Source organism: Chryseobacterium sp. POL2 (genome assembly GCF_011058315.1).
GTDB lineage: Bacteria > Bacteroidota > Bacteroidia > Flavobacteriales > Weeksellaceae > Soonwooa.
This window is the reverse complement of record NZ_CP049298.1, coordinates 2,172,271-2,188,424: the sequence shown is the minus strand read 5'-3', so window position 1 is coordinate 2,188,424 and position 16,154 is coordinate 2,172,271. Positions and strand designations below refer to the sequence as shown.

Annotated in this window: 17 protein-coding genes; 9 read left to right on the top strand and 8 right to left on the bottom strand. The window is 36.7% G+C overall.

The features are described from left to right. The first annotated feature begins 30 nt into the window (after positions 1-30). On the top strand, positions 31-2,151 hold the full coding sequence (scpA, locus tag G6R40_RS10210) for a methylmalonyl-CoA mutase (protein WP_165134889.1): 2,121 nt from the start codon (positions 31-33) through the stop codon (positions 2,149-2,151). 59 nt (positions 2,152-2,210) lie between these two features. On the opposite strand, the gene G6R40_RS10205 is transcribed toward scpA, so the two are convergent. From G6R40_RS10205 to G6R40_RS10200, 3 genes are all read right to left on the bottom strand, one after another. Continuing rightward, positions 2,211-3,056 carry an IS3 family transposase gene (locus tag G6R40_RS10205; protein WP_262887643.1) on the bottom strand — a complete coding sequence of 282 codons (846 nt, stop codon included), beginning with the start codon at positions 3,054-3,056 and terminating at the stop codon, positions 2,211-2,213. A 14-nt stretch (positions 3,057-3,070) separates the two neighbouring features. Then, complete coding sequence (locus G6R40_RS15190) at positions 3,071-3,499, bottom strand: hypothetical protein (protein WP_228455840.1); 429 nt, start codon at positions 3,497-3,499, stop codon at positions 3,071-3,073. A gap of 120 nt (positions 3,500-3,619) precedes the next feature. Continuing rightward, the gene (locus tag G6R40_RS10200) at positions 3,620-3,913 is read right to left on the bottom strand and encodes a hypothetical protein (protein ID WP_165134886.1); all 294 of its coding nucleotides are present in this window, start codon (positions 3,911-3,913) and stop codon (positions 3,620-3,622) included. Positions 3,914-4,005: 92 nt separating this feature from the next. On the opposite strand from G6R40_RS10200, the gene meaB reads away from it, so the two are divergent. After that, the gene (gene meaB / locus G6R40_RS10195) at positions 4,006-4,992 is read left to right on the top strand and encodes a methylmalonyl Co-A mutase-associated GTPase MeaB (protein ID WP_165134883.1); all 987 of its coding nucleotides are present in this window, start codon (positions 4,006-4,008) and stop codon (positions 4,990-4,992) included. A 2-nt stretch (positions 4,993-4,994) separates the two neighbouring features. Here the strand turns inward: meaB and G6R40_RS10190 are convergent, their stop codons facing one another. Continuing rightward, a complete protein-coding gene (locus G6R40_RS10190; protein ID WP_165134880.1) occupies positions 4,995-5,525 on the bottom strand; it encodes a DUF4251 domain-containing protein in 531 nt (176 codons plus the stop codon). Positions 5,526-5,631: 106 nt separating this feature from the next. Between G6R40_RS10190 and G6R40_RS10185 the strand changes: the two genes are divergently transcribed. Beyond that, entirely contained in the window at positions 5,632-6,435 is an 804-nt protein-coding gene (locus G6R40_RS10185; RefSeq protein ID WP_165134877.1) for a M48 family metallopeptidase, read from the top strand. An 84-nt stretch (positions 6,436-6,519) separates the two neighbouring features. Here G6R40_RS10185 and G6R40_RS10180 read toward each other — a convergent pair whose 3' ends face one another. Next, positions 6,520-9,048 carry an ATP-dependent Clp protease ATP-binding subunit gene (locus tag G6R40_RS10180; RefSeq protein ID WP_165134874.1) on the bottom strand — a complete coding sequence of 843 codons (2,529 nt, stop codon included), beginning with the start codon at positions 9,046-9,048 and terminating at the stop codon, positions 6,520-6,522. A 163-nt stretch (positions 9,049-9,211) separates the two neighbouring features. Here G6R40_RS10180 and G6R40_RS10175 point away from each other — a divergent pair, with 163 nt between their 5' ends. Both G6R40_RS10175 and G6R40_RS10170 read left to right on the top strand, forming a co-directional pair. Further along, on the top strand, positions 9,212-9,436 hold the full coding sequence (locus G6R40_RS10175; protein WP_165134871.1) for a uroporphyrinogen decarboxylase: 225 nt from the start codon (positions 9,212-9,214) through the stop codon (positions 9,434-9,436). Further along, complete coding sequence (locus G6R40_RS10170; protein WP_165134868.1) at positions 9,436-10,530, top strand: glycosyltransferase; 1,095 nt, start codon at positions 9,436-9,438, stop codon at positions 10,528-10,530. The genes G6R40_RS10175 and G6R40_RS10170 overlap by 1 nt, the downstream gene beginning before the upstream one ends. 24 nt (positions 10,531-10,554) lie before the next feature. Here the strand turns inward: G6R40_RS10170 and thiL are convergent, their stop codons facing one another. Beyond that, the gene (thiL, locus tag G6R40_RS10165) at positions 10,555-11,616 is read right to left on the bottom strand and encodes a thiamine-phosphate kinase (protein ID WP_165134865.1); all 1,062 of its coding nucleotides are present in this window, start codon (positions 11,614-11,616) and stop codon (positions 10,555-10,557) included. Positions 11,617-11,620: 4 nt separating this feature from the next. After that, entirely contained in the window at positions 11,621-12,118 is a 498-nt protein-coding gene (locus tag G6R40_RS10160) for an acyl-CoA thioesterase (RefSeq protein ID WP_165134862.1), read from the bottom strand. Between the two features lie 229 nt (positions 12,119-12,347). On the opposite strand from G6R40_RS10160, the gene G6R40_RS10155 reads away from it, so the two are divergent. The 4 genes from G6R40_RS10155 to G6R40_RS10140 are packed head-to-tail and all read left to right on the top strand — an operon-like array spanning position 12,348 to position 15,469. After that, positions 12,348-13,550 carry an NAD(P)/FAD-dependent oxidoreductase gene (locus G6R40_RS10155; protein ID WP_165137649.1) on the top strand — a complete coding sequence of 401 codons (1,203 nt, stop codon included), beginning with the start codon at positions 12,348-12,350 and terminating at the stop codon, positions 13,548-13,550. 1 nt (position 13,551) lies between these two features. Further along, a complete protein-coding gene (locus tag G6R40_RS10150) occupies positions 13,552-14,187 on the top strand; it encodes a DUF2306 domain-containing protein (RefSeq protein WP_165134859.1) in 636 nt (211 codons plus the stop codon). Between the two features lie 7 nt (positions 14,188-14,194). Further along, on the top strand, positions 14,195-15,100 hold the full coding sequence (locus tag G6R40_RS10145; protein WP_165134856.1) for a YARHG domain-containing protein: 906 nt from the start codon (positions 14,195-14,197) through the stop codon (positions 15,098-15,100). A gap of 36 nt (positions 15,101-15,136) precedes the next feature. Beyond that, complete coding sequence (locus G6R40_RS10140) at positions 15,137-15,469, top strand: bacteriophage spanin2 family protein (protein ID WP_165134853.1); 333 nt, start codon at positions 15,137-15,139, stop codon at positions 15,467-15,469. A 56-nt stretch (positions 15,470-15,525) separates the two neighbouring features. On the opposite strand, the gene G6R40_RS10135 is transcribed toward G6R40_RS10140, so the two are convergent. Then, positions 15,526-16,152 (bottom strand): thioredoxin family protein, encoded by a 627-nt coding sequence (locus G6R40_RS10135; protein WP_165134850.1) that lies wholly within the window; start codon positions 16,150-16,152, stop codon positions 15,526-15,528. Between the last annotated feature and the right edge of the window lie 2 nt (positions 16,153-16,154).

Sequence of the window (16,154 nt, the reverse complement as noted above, 5' to 3'; positions counted from 1 at the left end):
TCGTAAATTTACGGGGATAAATATCCCAATATGCGACAAGTCATAAAGGCGGAAAAGCCTGATTTTAATATCCAATTTACAGAGCCAGAAGTTTATCATTTCGAAAAAGATGGACTTCACCTAAAATCTTCGTACAAACAATCCGATGCTGTTTCTTTTACAGAGAAATCTTATTCCGCAGGAATCGCACCATATTTGCGTGGTCCTTATTCTACCATGTATGTTCAAAAACCTTGGACGATTCGTCAGTACGCAGGATTTTCTACCGCTGAGGAATCCAATGCTTTTTATAGAAGAAATCTTGCAGCTGGACAAAAAGGACTTTCAGTAGCTTTTGATTTGGCAACCCACAGAGGTTATGATTCCGATCACGCTCGTGTTGTTGGAGATGTTGGAAAAGCAGGTGTAGCCATCGATTCTGTTGAGGATATGAAGATTTTGTTCAATCAAATTCCTTTGGATGAAATTTCGGTTTCCATGACGATGAATGGTGCGGTTTTACCAATTTTGTCTTTCTACATCGTAGCTGCAGAAGAACAAGGTGTTTCTCAAGACAAACTTTCAGGAACTATTCAGAACGATATTTTGAAGGAATTTATGGTACGTAATACTTACATTTATCCACCTGCACCTTCCATGAAAATTATCGCTGATATTTTCGAATATACTTCTAAAAATATTCCGAAATTCAACTCGATTTCTATTTCGGGTTATCACATGCAGGAAGCGGGAGCTACGCCCGTTTTAGAAATGGCTTACACACTTGCTGATGGTTTGGAATATGTGAGAACAGGGATTAAAGCTGGAATGAACATTGATGATTTTGCTCCACGTTTGTCTTTTTTCTGGGCAATTGGGATGAATCACTTCATGGAAATCGCAAAAATGCGTGCTGCACGTTATATTTGGGCGAATTTATTGCAACAATTCAATCCTCAAAACCCTAAATCTTTGGCTTTGAGAACGCATTCCCAAACTTCGGGTTGGTCTTTAACCGAACAAGAACCTTTCAATAATATCACCAGAACGGCTATTGAAGCGCTTTCTTCAGCTTTAGGTGGAACACAATCTTTACACACCAATGCTTTGGATGAAGCCATTGCTTTACCAACAGATTATTCAGCGAAAATTGCTAGAAATACCCAAATTATTTTGCAACAGGAAAGTCATATCTGCGATGTTGTAGATCCAATGGGAGGAAGTCATTTGGTGGAATCTTTAACCCAGCAAATGATTGATGAAGCCATGAAGTTCATCGATGAGGTGGAAAAAGAAGGCGGAATGACAAAAGCCATCGAAGCTGGAATTCCAAAAATGAGAATTGAGGAAGCTGCAGCCATCAAACAAGCAAAAATCGACAGTGGTGAGGAATTTATTATCGGTGTAAATTCATTCCAATCTGAATTAAAACAACCAGAAATTGAAATTCTAGCCATCGATAATACTGAAGTTCGTAGAAAACAAATCGAAAGATTAGACAAAATAAAATCCGACAGAAATCCAGATTCTGTAAACGAAATTCTGAATCAAATCCGCGAATCGGCAAAAACTGGACAAGGAAATCTTCTTGCTTTGTGTATTGAAGCTGCTCGTAGAAGAGTAACTTTAGGCGAGATGAGCGATGCGATGGAAGAAAGTTTCGGACGTTACAGGGCTAATATTAAAACCATTTCAGGAGTTTATGCTATGAATGCCAATAAAAATGAATATTTCGAAAAAGCCGTTCAGTTGGCGCAAAAATTTGAGGAAGAAGAAGGACGTCGTCCAAGAATTATGGTGGCAAAAATGGGACAAGACGGTCACGATCGTGGTGCAAAAGTGGTAGCAACAGCCTTTGCAGACATGGGATTTGATGTAGATGTGGCGCCTTTATTCCAAACTCCAGAAGAAGTAGCAAAACAAGCCGTAGAAAATGACATCCACATTTTGGGTGTTTCGTCATTGGCTGCAGGTCATAATACTTTGGTTCCACAAGTGGTTGAAGAATTGAAAAAATTGGGTGCAGAAGATATTACCATCGTGGTAGGTGGTGTTATTCCACAACAAGATTACGATTATTTGTACGCCAACGGAGCCGATTTCATTTTCGGTCCAGGAACGAATCTTCCAAAATCTGCAGTAGAAATTTTGGAAAAGATGTTGGGTAAATAGTTTTAAACCTTGTAACGTCCTGAAAAAATGATACAGGATTAGACCAATAAAATTTTATTTTAAACAGTACATATATTCGTATTTGTACTGTTTTTCTTTTTGTACGATTTTGGTATTAAATCTTGTTGCTGGTGCATTTGCATCGGTGTTAAATAATAGTTTGACAAATGCGGTCTTAACTCATTATAAATCTCTACGGTTTGTTTGACCAAAATCTTTCTTGTATTCAAATCTACATTAAATTTATCAATATCATATTCCTGTTTTAAAATTCCATTGATTCTTTCGGCTATGGCATTCTCATAAGGATCTGATTCTTGTGTCATACTACAACGGATTTTATGCTTTTTCAATAGCTTTTGATAATCATCGGAACAATATTGTAAACCTCTGTCCGAGTGATGAATAAGACTCTTCGGGTTTTCTTTTTTCAATGCCATTTTTAAAGCATTTAAACAAGATGCTGTAGCCAAAGAATCCGACACATCAAAGCCTACGATTTTCTTAGAATAAGCATCGGTTATCAAGCTTAAATAGGCTGGGTTTTCTCTGTTTCCCAAGTAGGTGATATCCGACACCCATACATTATTTGGTTTTCTGCATTGATAATCTTTAATTAAATTTTTATGTTTCTTAAAACGATGATACGAATTGGTAGTTTTGTGATAACTTCTTTTGGGAATGATTAACAAATGGTTAGCCCTTAAGAAGTCAAAGAATTTGTCTCTGCCAATTCTTAAATTTTCAAGTTTCTCTTTCAAAAGAAAATACAGTTTCTTTCCACCCATTTTTGGATGAATCATTCGCAGCTCTGCTACCCAATCCACAACCTGCTGTGCATTTTGTTGCCGCTTTGCTCTTCGTTTCAAATGACGATAATAAACCTGTCGGTCAACCCCGAACAATTCACAGGAGAAACTTATAGTTTCTTTTTGTTCCCTTCGGAAAGATTCGATAGTTCGGGTGGTGAGTTTTTTCGTATATCAATTTGATATTCCTCTTCGGCAAGGTTAATCATCATATCGAAAATAATGGCTTTTTTATCAGCCACATAAGCCTGTTTTTCAAGAAAGGTCTTCTGTTTTTGCAAAAGTTTTACTTGAGCTTCAAGCTCCATAATCTTTTGTTGTGGTGACTTTGGCATATTCGAAGGTGTTTGGTTCTCCCAATCAAAGGTACCAAATTTTCTGAGCCAACTCACAACTGTGCTTCGAGATTGGATGCCATACTTACGGCAAGCACCCACAGTAGATAACTCCCCACACTCGATTTCTTTTACAACACTCAACTTAAAAGACATACTGTAATCTCGCTGAGTGCGTTTGACATAATTGTTTCTTTCTTCCATAATAACGATTATTTTTTTTGTATCGCTATTTCAGGACGGGACAAAAACATAAAAATAAAGCGCGCCGTTCATTTATGAACGGCACGCTTGTTTAGTTTAATATAAAAATGTGAATGGGTTTTATTGTTTTGCATTGGTGCTTACATAAGCCAATATCCAATTGCCTTCTTCGGCGGTTAATTTTGCTTTTGGCGTCATTCGCTCAATAATTGGCTTCCAATCTTCGGCTGTATGGTCGGTTGTAGCCGGTAGATCATGGCATTTTCCACAACGTGCATCATAGAGTGTTTTGGCTGTAGCCAGTTGTTCCGTAGTTGCACCATAAGAGTTTCCTTGGGTATTGACGTTACTTTGCGATGTACAAGAATAGACCAAAGTCATTGCAAAAACTGCTGTATATAGGTATTTTTTCATTAATTTTGAATTCTGAGCTAACCCAAATTTATAAATTTATAAATCAAAATAGCCAAGTTTAAAACAATTTGTAAACATTCCAAATTCGGAAGATGAGCATTGAATTATCTTTAGAAACTTTAATTGACGGCATAAGATCAGGCAACAAACGATTGATTGCCAAAGCAATAACTTTGGTTGAAAGTAAAAAAGCAGAACATCGCGAAAAAGCAGAACAATTGCTGAACGCCATTATGCCACTCACAGGAAAATCGATTCGTGTAGGGATTACAGGTGTTCCGGGTGCCGGAAAATCTACTTTTATAGAAAGTTTTGGACAACTTGCCATAAAAAACGGAAAACGCGTTGCTGTGCTTGCTATCGATCCTAGTTCTGCGCTTAATAAAGGAAGTATTTTGGGCGATAAAACCAGGATGGAAGATTTGGCAAAAGAGCCTAATGCTTTTATCAGACCAAGTCCTAGTTCGGGATTTTTAGGCGGCGTTGCTAATGCGACTTTTGAAACGATGTTGATTTGTGAAGCGGCTGGTTATGATTATATTTTAATCGAAACCGTTGGTGTAGGACAAAGCGAAGTATTGGTAGCCGATATTTCGGATGTTTTTTTATTCTTAAAAATTATTGGTGGCGGCGACGAATTGCAAGGTATCAAACGAGGTATTATGGAAATGGTTGACCTTATTTTTATTAATAAAGTTTCGGAAGAGAATCTTCAACAAGCCAAAAACACCAAGCTGGAGTTGATGCGCGCGCTTCAATTTCTTCCATCCAAAGAGAAAGATTGGAAAGTTCCTGTGATGCTCGGTTCGGCGCTTTATCACGAAGGTTTGGAGAAAGTTTACGAAAAAATCGATGAGTTTATAAATCTTAAAAAGAAAACAGGACGCTTCGAAACGGTGCGCAAATTACAAGCCGAAAAACGATTTCAATATTGGGTACAGGCTTATATTTTGGAACAAACTAAAAAGAATGAAAGCCTCGATGAAGCCTTTAAAACACATCAAAAAAATGCCTCAGAATTATTGGCTAATCCAAGCTCCGAGGCACGAGATTTTGTAAAAAAATTATTGAATTCTTAAAATTATTTTTCCGCAGATAAGTTAGAAATGTAGCCATCGTAACTAATAGGTTGTCTGTCGTTAGCACTTACTGATAAAAAAGCGCTTCCAGTTTTAAAAATTTCTAAAATAAAAGTTGGCATATTTTGTTTGTCATTAACATTGATGGTTACAATCCAATTTCCTTTTTTATTTTTCGTTTTTGAAACTTTAAAGTCAGTCGATTCAAATCTGAATGAATTCTTGTTAAGATCGCCTAATGACGGATTATATAATCTCCCGAAATAGGGAAGTATTACCTCAAATTTCCCTGTTTTTAATTCAAAGCCATAACCGCTATCAAGCGTTGTAATCCTGTTAGATGTTGTGCCTGGTAAAGAGTTCATAACATTGAGAACATCGATGTTGGTGGGTAAAGCTGATTTGGCATTAAAATTAAATTCCGATTGTTCTACAACAGTATTTATGGCGGTAGGTTCCATATAAGATTGTGTGCTACAAGAACTTAGAAGCAATGTTGCAGCGCTTGCTATGATAAGAATGATATTTTTCATTTCATTTTTTTTTGAATGAAAGCAAAATTAATGCAAAAGCTAAAGATTAATTAAGATATTTGGAATAAAAATTGTTAATTGAAAAATTATCTATAAATAATTGACTATGAAATCAAAACACATATTAGGGCTAGGTTTATTCTCATTAAGTTTAATGGGCTGCGTTACAAATCCTATTACAGGACGTTCTTCTATTCAGTTTGCAAACAATTCGGAGATTGCTACAATGGCTTCGCAAGAATATAAAACAACACTTTCTAAAGCAAAAGTTGTTACTGGCACTGCCGACGCTAATCGAGTAAAAAGTGTTGGAATGAATATAAAAACGGCTGCAGAGAAGTATTACACAAGTATCGGCAGACAATCGGAATTAGCTAATTATAATTGGGAATTCAATCTGTTACAAGATTCACAACTTAATGCTTGGTGTATGCCGGGTGGAAAAGTTGCGGTATATACTGGAATTCTTCCTGTAACGAAAGATGATAATGGATTGGCTGTGGTTATGGGCCACGAGGTATCACATGCCCTGGCAGGACATGGTAATGAGCGTATTTCTCAAGCTATGTTAGCACAATATGGTGGGGCCATTTTGGGAAGCACTATCAATAATGCGCAATGGGCGAGTATTTTTCAACAAGTTTACCCTGTTGGTGCGCAAGTTGGACTTTTGGCTTATGGTAGAAAACAAGAATTAGAAGCGGATAAAATGGGATTAATCTTAATGGCTATGGCGGGTTATGATCCTAGAACAGCACCTTCTTTTTGGGAAAGAATGCAGGCGTCTTCCAAAGGTGGTTCTACACCACAATTCTTATCAACCCACCCCAACCCAGAAAGTAGAATAGCTGATATTAATGCTGCAATGCCAGAAGCTTTGCAATATTACAAAGCAGCAGGAGGTAAATAGATAAAGATATTTTTGAAATCTGTATAAAACAACGCGACATCCAAAAATTGGATGTCGCGTTGTTTTGCAGATATGAAATAATGCTTAGTCAGCACTTTCTTTTTTACGCTCTTTCTTAGGCGTTTCGTTCTCCAAAGCATCTTTGGTATCATTAAGTTTTAATGTAATTAGTTGACCTTCTTTCATTTGCTTGTTGACAAGCATTTCGGCAAGTAGATCTTCAATATATTTTTGGATAGCACGTTTCAGAGGTCTAGCTCCAAAATCTTTGTCCCAACCTTTTTCCGCGATGAAGTCACGAGCCTCGTCAGTTAACTGTACTTTATAACCAAGTTTTTCAATTCTTGAATAAAGCTTGTTAAGTTCAAGATCGATAATTTTCTTAATGTCTTCTTTTTCTAATGAATTGAAAATAATAATATCATCAATACGGTTTAAGAATTCTGGAGCAAAAGCTTTTTTCAGAGCATTTTCAATAGTGCTTCTCGCTCTTGCGTCCGACGTAGTTTTCTTTGCAGAAGTCCCGAATCCTACACCGTCACCAAAGTCTTTAAGATCTCTTGTCCCAATGTTGGAAGTTAAAATAATAATGGTATTTCTGAAATCAATTTTTCTACCAAGGCTGTCGGTAACATGCCCTTCGTCCAAAATTTGTAATAAAATGTTGAATACATCAGGATGTGCTTTTTCGATTTCATCTAGCAGGATTACAGCATAAGGCTTACGTCTTACCGCTTCGGTTAATTGTCCGCCTTCTTCATATCCAACGTAACCTGGAGGCGCACCAACTAATCTTGATATCGCAAACTTCTCCATATATTCACTCATATCAATTCTAATCAACGCATCATCAGAATCGAAAAGTTCACGAGCCATCACTTTTGCCAACTCGGTTTTACCAACGCCTGTTGTTCCTAAGAATATAAAGGTCCCGATAGGTCTGTTAGGATCTTTAAGTCCAGCTCTGTTGCGCTGGATGGCTTTTACCACTTTTTTAACTGCTTCTTCTTGCCCTATAACTTTACCATTAAGCTTGTTATCCATTGCAGAAAGTTTGTCAAGTTCGTTTTTACCAACTTTAGTTACGGGGACGCCACTCATCATGGATACAACTTCTGCAACACTTTCTTCGGTAACTTCTTCTTTCTTTTCTTTAACATCTTTATCCCAGTTTTCCTGAGCCAGATTAAGCTCTATCTGGAGACGTTCTTCTTCATCTTTCAGTTTTCGAGCCTCAAGGTAATCTTGTTTTTTAACCGCTTGTTGTTTCTGCTCTTTAACTTCCTCGATTTTATTTTCAAAGTCAATAATCTCGGTAGGAACTTTCATGTTTTTGATGTAAACACGAGATCCTGCTTCGTCCATCGCATCAATCGCTTTGTCTGGTAAAAAACGATCTGTGATATATCGAGAAGTTAAATTAACACAAGCATTAATGGCTTCATCAGAATAATGAACATTGTGGTGCTCCTCGTATTTATCTTTAATCTGATGCAAAATCTGAATGGTTTCTTCAACCGACGTAGGCTCGACCATTACTTTTTGGAAACGACGTTCCAATGCACCGTCTTTCTCGATGTACTGTCTGTATTCGTCCAAAGTTGTTGCGCCTATTACTTGAATTTCGCCACGTGCTAATGCTGGTTTGAACATATTAGAAGCATCCAAACTTCCTGTAGAACTTCCCGCACCAACAATGGTATGCAACTCGTCGATAAACAAGATGACATCGCGGTTTTTCTCCAACTCGGTCATGATGGCTTTCATGCGTTCTTCGAATTGTCCTCGGTATTTTGTACCAGCAACCAAACTCGCCAAATCCAAAGTAATCACACGTTTTCCGTAAAGAACACGCGATACTTTTTTCTGATGAATTCTAAGCGCAAGACCTTCGGCAATCGCAGATTTTCCAACGCCAGGCTCACCTATTAGAAGTGGATTGTTTTTCTTTCTTCTTGATAAGATTTGCGAAACGCGTTCAATTTCTTTTTCGCGACCGATAACAGGATCTAGCTTATCGTCTTTGGCTAAGGCTGTCAAATCTCTACCGAAATTATCAAGTGTTGGTGTTTTGCTTTTGCCTGTTCCTAGATTTCCGGTCGGTTTTTTCATTTGTGAAAAATCTTCTCTTTCGTCGTCATCGTCATAGGCGCTATTTTGTGGAAGCTGATCTGTATTTTTCAACATCTTTTGATATTCGTTTTGTACGCTTTTGTAATCGATATCGTAAGCTTGCAGAATATTTGAAGTTGGATCTTCCTGTTTATACAAAATGCCTAATAACAAATGTACTGTATTAATCTCCGAAGATTGATATTGTCTGCACTCCAACTCTGATCTTTTTACCGATTGGTCAGCCATTTTGGTCAGCGAAATACTTCCCATATTGCTCACAAAAGGATTACTGTTAGCTGTGCTAATTGTTTCTATTTTTCTTCGGATTTGTGTAAGGTCAGCATGAAGACCTTCAAGGATTTCTTTAGCAGAGTTTTCAGTTTTAATAATTCCTAGCAAAAAATGTTCGGTATTAAGAAACTCGCTTTGGAGACGCCTTGCTTCGTTTTTACTCTGTTTGAACACGCGGTTCAAGCCATCTGAAAATTTATAATCCATTTTTTATCTCCGTGTTAATAAGTTATTTTAAAATTACAACAAATATTATTGAATTTTACATTTTTTGTTTTGCAAATTTGTTACCATTCTAAAAAAATGGACTTTATGACATTAATTTTCTCTCAAATCTCAAAATTCTGTAAGTTTGTAAAAACTAGAAATCATGGGTAATAATTGGGTAGAATATGTTGGCTATCTGGCTTCTGTATTTATTATTGGAAGTTTTTTAACCAATAAAGTCAGAATTATTAGAATCATCAATTTTTTTGGTTGTATCTGCTTCGTTATCTATGGTATTTTCAACGGAATGTTGTGGCCAGTTATTATTCCTAATGGGATTTTAGCTTTGGTTCAACTTTATCATGTTTTTATTAAAAAATTAAATTAATGCGCGTAATTGTTAGTGTTTTTAGTAATCTTTTTACAGACCAACGGGTTGAAAAAACTTGTCAAACACTTATCGATCAAGGTTACGATGTGGAACTTATTGGCAACAATTGGGGCGGTGCGCTAGAGATGCAGCGCCATTATCCAATAACACGCATTTCTTTGACTTCTAAAAGTTTAAAATTCGCTTATCCAGAATTTATGTTCAAACTTTATAAAGAATTAAAGAAAAGAACTGACAAAAATTCCGTTTTGTATTCTAATGATTTAGAAACATTAATCCCGAATTTCAAGATCGCAGAACAGCTTAATATTCCTTTGGTTTTCGACAGCCACGAAATGTTTAGCGAAATGCCTTCTGTACAAGGAAAAATTTCTCAAAAAATTTGGAAATGGGTCGAACGAAATTATTTCCCTAAGCTCAACAATATAATTACTGCGAGCGATTCTTACGCCGATTGGTTTGTAAAAGAATATGACATCGCAAGACCGATGGTTGTGCGGAATTTACCACGACAACAATATAGAGAGCAACAAGAATCCAAATCTCAAAAAATTATTTTGTATCAAGGTTGGCTCAATTATTCACGAGGTATTGATAAAGCCATTATGGCAATGCAATATGTGGAAAATGCCGTTCTAAAAATCGCTGGAGGTGGTCCAATGGAAGCAGAATTTCGTGCCATTGCAAAGCAGTATGATGTTTTGGATAAAGTCGAATTTTTAGGAAAGTTATATCCTTCGGATTTACGCAAAATTACCCCAACGGCTGATGTTGGCTTAAGCATCGAAGAGAATAAGGGCTTAAGTTATTACTATTCGCTTCCTAATAAAATTTCAGATTACATTCAGGCAAAAGTTCCTGTTGTTGTTTCTGATTTTCCAGAACTAAAAAAGATTGCCCTAGGCTATCAAGTCGGCGAAACAATCGAAAATCACGATCCCAAACATTTAGCCGAAAAAATAAATTTGGTTTTAAATAAAGGGAAAATTTTTTATAAAAAAAATCTGGACAAAGCTGCACAAGAGCTTTCTTGGGAACATGAAGAGCAAAAGATTATTAAAGTTCTAGAACAAGCGATTCACAAAAAATAAAAGACCTCGTGCGAGGTCTTTGTCTTATTCTTTATTTTTATTCAAAAAAGCATCCCAGCCTTGGGCACTCAACGGCACCAATTGGTTGGAACCGCGTGCGACTAGGAAGTTGCCTTCATTAAGATCGGTCGCATGCCCGATAACGCTGAAATCGGGATGACCAACAATTTTATCAAAATCATTAGGCGAAATTGTGAACAACAATTCGTAATCTTCACCACCGTTAAGAGCAGCCATTGCAGGATTTAGATTAAGTTCGTCAGCGGTACTTATTGTCAAATTATCCAAGGGTATTTTTTCCTCATAAACTCTGAAACCAACTTTCGATTGGTCGGACAAATGTAAAATCTCCGATGCCAAACCATCCGAAATGTCTATCATAGATGTTGGCAGAATGCCTAATTCTGTCAAAGTTGCTTTAACATCGGTACGCGCTTTAGGTTTTAGTTGACGTTCAAGAATATAGTCGTAGCCCTCCATTTCGGGTTGCATATTTGGATTTGCTAAATAGACAGCATGTTCTCTCTCCAAAATTTGAAGTCCAAGATAAGCCCCACCTAAGTCGCCAGAAACCACAAGAAGATCATTAGCTTTTGCTCCATTTCTTTTTATAATCTTTTCAGAATCTTCAATACCAACAGCTGTTATACTCATTACCAAACCAGCATTAGAACTTGTCGTATCGCCACCAACCAAATCAACTTTGTAATGTTGACACGCCAGTTGAATTCCTGCATATATTTCTTCCAAAGCTTCCACAGGAAAACGATTAGAAATCGCCAAAGAAACCAAAATCTGTGTTGGAGTGGCATTCATGGCGGCAATGTCGCTTAAGTTAACCACAACAGCTTTGTAACCCAAATGTTTTAACGGGACGTAGCCGAGGTTAAAATGCACACCTTCTGCCAAAACATCCGTGGAAACAACGAGTTTTTTTCCATCAGGATTTATAACGGCAGCGTCATCGCCAACGCCTAATTCTGAGCTAGGATTTCCTAACGGAAAATGCTCGGTAAGGTGTTTTATCAAACCGAATTCTCCCAATTTAGAAATGGGCGTTAATTCTTGAGATTTATCTTCAAACATAATTTTAAATACTAAAAATTTCTGGATCTATATTTCCAGGTCGGAAAGGTAGAGATTTAATATCTTCTCTTGTCAAGAGCTTAGTTTCAGGCGTTTTATATTTGTCCAAAGCCATCACAACATCATCTGGAGGCGTTGTGGTTTTGCGTAACATCATATCAATCCAAACGCCCGTCGCTTCAGCAACAGCACAATGGGTTCCATCTGGCAGATAGAAGTTATGCACAAACTGATAGATGGATGCATCTTCTGAGCTTCCAGCAATTTCCACACTGACATAGACTTGTTGATCGGCATAGATTTCCTTAAAAAACGAAAATCTTTCGTGCAAAATTACAGGTCCAACACCCCAACGATTAAGCTGTCCAAGACCCATTTTCTCCTTGTTCATAAAAGCCATTCTTGCTTGTGCACAATAGGCCATGTACGATGAGTTTGCGAGATGTCGGTTCGCATCGATGTCGCCCCAACGGACATCGAATTTATAAAAGAATTTTTCCATTGTTTGTTTTTTTGGGCAATTCCCTCGCCGCCGCCATAGGCCAACACTCGGGTCGGGCTGTCCGCTGTATCTTTTTCCACTCGGGGCTTCGGCTCCGCTCCGCCTCCTCATTAGAAAAAGGATGCCGCTTCCATCCCTATTGCATTTATTTTCAGATTTCAAAATTAGGTCAAAAAGATGGTTTATAAAAATCGTACTTTTGAAAATTGGAATCTATAGCATAAGGTTGATGAAGCAAGTCATAATCATTGGAGGTGGTGCAGCAGGATTTTTTTGCGCTGCCAATTTGGATAAAAATAAATACAACATCCGTATTTTGGAGCAGAATAAAGACGTTCTTCAGAAAGTTAAAATTTCTGGAGGTGGACGTTGCAATGTGACACATGCTTGTTTTGACCCTAGTGACTTGGTGAAATTTTATCCAAGGGGCGAGAAAGAACTCCGAAGTGTTTTCAGCAAGTTTCAGCCAGGCGATACGATGGATTGGTTCGAGCAACGCGGCGTAGAACTTAAAATCGAAAATGATAACCGTGTTTTTCCAGTAAGCAATCAATCGCAAAGTATTATTGATACACTAACTTCTGAAACAGAAAAAAATAATGTTGAAGTTATTACACAAACAACCGTTGTTAGCATCGAAAAAGAAGGTGAGGTTTTTGTCATCACAACAAAAACGGGAACATATACGGCAGATTATGTTGTTTTCGCTACGGGAAGCGCACCAAAATCTCTGAAATTGGTCGAGCAATTGGGACATAAAATCGTAAGCCTTGTACCCTCATTATTTACCTTCAATATCAAACATCCTTTGCTTAGCGAACATCCAGGAACAAGCTTTGAGTGGGCAGAAGTCAATATCCCAAAACTAAAACTTGGAGAAAGTGGACCTTTGCTCATCACACATTGGGGACTTAGTGGACCAGCGGTTCTCAAGCTTTCCGCCTGGGGTGCTAGAAAGTTGGCTGAAGTAGGCTATAAATTTGAGATTTTCATTAATTTCATTTCCAAATCTATAGAAGACGCGGAGGAAGATTTTGTAAATTTTAAAGAAAACAATCCAAAGAAAAGCATTGGTCAAAGCAAGATTTTTAATGTGACCAATCGCTTTTGGAATAGCCTGTTGACATTTTCTAAAATCGATTCAGAAAAACATATCGCCAATGTCAGCAAGAAAGAAATGCTGGTTTTGTTAGAAAATCTTTGTCAATTGAAATTAAACGTGGATGGAAAAAGCACCTTCAAAGACGAGTTTGTCACTGCGGGTGGAGTGGATCTTAAAGAAATCAATTTTAAAACGATGGAAAGTAAAATTGTTCCTAACTTTTATTTGGCTGGAGAAGTTCTCAATATTGATGCGATAACGGGAGGATTCAATTTTCAAGCTTGTTGGAGCGAAGCTTGGCTCATTGCGCAGGAACTTAATTCTAAATAAAATGCTGATTAGCAAAAACATACAACATAAGATTTTTAAAGGCTTAATATTTTTAGCGTTCACCTATTTTTTTGTATTGATGTTGCGGATAACTTTGTTTTATGTTCCGTTGGACTCTACCGCCAATTTTTTAGCAATCAAACAAACCGAAGTTGAGGAAAGACCCGAGTATTTGACGATTTTTCACATCCATGTTTACACGAGTATATTTGTGTTGGTGGCGGGTTTTATCGCTTTGTTTTTTAATAAAAGTTTAAAAAAAATTCATCGTTGGTCGGGAAGAGTTTATGTGATTTTGACTTTGGTTTTTTCATCAATATCAGGAATTTACATGGCTTTCTTTGCTAATGGCGGAATTCCTGCCAAGATATCTTTTGTGATATTGGGATTGCTTTGGTTTTATTCGACGTACAGAGCTTACCAAGAAGTAAGAAACCGAAATATCATGAATCATAGGCATTGGATGTGGCGAAGTTATGCGTTGTGTTTTTCGGCAGTGACTTTACGTTTGTGGAAAGTTATTTTAGTATATTTATTTCATCCCAATCCTATGGATGTTTATCAAGTTATTGCTTGGTTGGGTTGGATTCCTAATATTTTGTTTGTAGAATATTTAATTTTAAAAAATAAAAAATAATAATAATATGAAAACTAATTTTATTCTTGGCATGTCTGTGTTAGTGCTTGCTTTAGGATCGTGCAAAAAAGATAATGAACTTAAAGAAAACGATAAAAAGACAGACTCAGTTGTTGTGGTTGCCCTTCCAGAGATTCATAAAGAATTGTATGGCATCTACTCGGGTGATTTTGAAACAGAATATAATCCGAATGCAGACCATGTAAAGGATAATTATATGATAAAGAAGCTCTCCATAAAACTCAACAAAATTACTAAAGACAGTGTCTACGGTTATAGTGTTGTTAATGGCAATCAACGCCCTTTTCGTGGGGTTTATAATGAAAACGCCAACACATTTGTCCTAGACGAACCTGGAGATGACAAGACCGACGGACGTTTTCAGGTAACATTGAGAAAAGATAGCTTGGTTGGTAATTGGAAAGCCTTCAACACGCAAGCGGTAAAATCACCTCAGAAAATGGTGAGACTTCTGAAAAAAGACTTTGTCTATAACGCGAATTTTATGCTAGATAAAGACAATTCGGATATTGTTGACTGGACAACAACCAAAATGGGAAAAGGAAGTTACGAGGACGAAAATGGTAAAAAAATAACTTATGATGTGGAAAAGCAACGTTATGCGTCCGATGCGATTTTCACCGTTAATGCGTCCAAGGAAAAACTTACCGAAAAAGATTTGAAAAATTTGAAGAAACTCGACATGGAAATCATTAAAAACGCTGTATTTGCACGACATGGTTATTCATTTAAGAAAGAAACCTACCGTCAGTTTTTCAATTATCAAGATTGGTATGTCCCTGTTTCTAATAATGTAGATAATGATTTGTCGCCCTTAGAAAAAGAAAATGTGGCGCTTCTTAATCGTTTTATCAAATATGCCGAAGATAATTATGATACTTTTGGACGTTAAATAAGACTAATTTATTATTTTTGAAAAAATTTTAAAATGAAATCACTTTCTAAATACTTTAGCTTTATCGGAATTTTGACGTTGTTGTTGGTAACTTCTTGTCAAACAAGAGTTGTTGATGGGCACAAGCCTTTGCATGACAATACATTAGAGCTTTATAAAAACTATTCGATCAAAACTAAAGATGCCAAAACTCTAAAGATGCAAATTTTGAAAGTAGATGCTGACAAGATCTACGGAAAACTTAACAATGGCGAACAAAAAGAAATAGAAAGAAATGAAATCTACGAAATAAAGAAAACAGATTATCTTTCAACCATACTTATTGCTCTTGCAGCAATAGCAGCGGTTATTTTTATTCCGATCTAAATCATTGGGCAAACTAAAAAAGGCTTGAAGATATTTCCTTCAAGCCTTTTTTATGTTTATTTCTTCACCTTAATACTACATCCGATAGCTACGGTTTTTGTCGTTTTAATAGGTTCATTTTTTAGTAAAGCATCAACAGCATCTTGCACATAAAACGCGCTAACTTCTTTTGGATTTTCGTAGTTGTTATCGATAGCACCGATATATTTTACAATATTTTTCCCGTTTTCTTTTTGTAGTAAAAAGACGTGTGGCGTTTTTGTAGCACCATATTGCGGATATATTTTTTGTCCTTCATCAAGAAGATATGGAAAGCTAAAATTCTTTTCTTTGGCGCGAATTTTCATTTGGTCAAAATTATCTTCTGGTTGCACTTCTGGATCATTCGGATTGATCGCGATCACAGGAAAACCTTTGCTTTTGTACATTTTATCCAGTTCGTTGATGCGATTTTCATATTTTTTTGCATACGGACAATGGTTGCAAGTGAAGATGACGATAAAGCCTTTAGCATCTGGAAAATCTTTAAGCGAAATCATTTTTCCATCAATATTTTTAAGACTAAAATCTGTTGCGACATCACCAACTTGATAGCCTTTTTTCGCAATCGAATTATTGTTTTGTGCATTTAAAACTAAGCCAAAACAAAAGCTTAATAACAAGGTAAATAATAAGTTTTTCATAA

Excerpts from the sequence above, each read along its gene's own strand:
- scpA (WP_165134889.1), top strand. The coding sequence starts at position 31 with ATGCGACAAGTCATAAAGGCGGAAAAGCCTGATTTTAATATCCAATTT.
- G6R40_RS15190 (WP_228455840.1), bottom strand. The coding sequence starts at position 3,499 with ATGGAAGAAAGAAACAATTATGTCAAACGCACTCAGCGAGATTACAGT.
- G6R40_RS10200 (WP_165134886.1), bottom strand. The coding sequence starts at position 3,913 with ATGAAAAAATACCTATATACAGCAGTTTTTGCAATGACTTTGGTCTAT.
- meaB (WP_165134883.1), top strand. The coding sequence starts at position 4,006 with ATGAGCATTGAATTATCTTTAGAAACTTTAATTGACGGCATAAGATCA.
- G6R40_RS10190 (WP_165134880.1), bottom strand. The coding sequence starts at position 5,525 with ATGAAAAATATCATTCTTATCATAGCAAGCGCTGCAACATTGCTTCTA.
- G6R40_RS10185 (WP_165134877.1), top strand. The coding sequence starts at position 5,632 with ATGAAATCAAAACACATATTAGGGCTAGGTTTATTCTCATTAAGTTTA.
- G6R40_RS10180 (WP_165134874.1), bottom strand. The coding sequence starts at position 9,048 with ATGGATTATAAATTTTCAGATGGCTTGAACCGCGTGTTCAAACAGAGT.
- G6R40_RS10175 (WP_165134871.1), top strand. The coding sequence starts at position 9,212 with ATGGGTAATAATTGGGTAGAATATGTTGGCTATCTGGCTTCTGTATTT.
- G6R40_RS10170 (WP_165134868.1), top strand. The coding sequence starts at position 9,436 with ATGCGCGTAATTGTTAGTGTTTTTAGTAATCTTTTTACAGACCAACGG.
- thiL (WP_165134865.1), bottom strand. The coding sequence starts at position 11,616 with ATGTTTGAAGATAAATCTCAAGAATTAACGCCCATTTCTAAATTGGGA.
- G6R40_RS10160 (WP_165134862.1), bottom strand. The coding sequence starts at position 12,118 with ATGGAAAAATTCTTTTATAAATTCGATGTCCGTTGGGGCGACATCGAT.
- G6R40_RS10155 (WP_165137649.1), top strand. The coding sequence starts at position 12,348 with ATGAAGCAAGTCATAATCATTGGAGGTGGTGCAGCAGGATTTTTTTGC.
- G6R40_RS10150 (WP_165134859.1), top strand. The coding sequence starts at position 13,552 with ATGCTGATTAGCAAAAACATACAACATAAGATTTTTAAAGGCTTAATA.
- G6R40_RS10145 (WP_165134856.1), top strand. The coding sequence starts at position 14,195 with ATGAAAACTAATTTTATTCTTGGCATGTCTGTGTTAGTGCTTGCTTTA.
- G6R40_RS10140 (WP_165134853.1), top strand. The coding sequence starts at position 15,137 with ATGAAATCACTTTCTAAATACTTTAGCTTTATCGGAATTTTGACGTTG.
- G6R40_RS10135 (WP_165134850.1), bottom strand. The coding sequence starts at position 16,152 with ATGAAAAACTTATTATTTACCTTGTTATTAAGCTTTTGTTTTGGCTTA.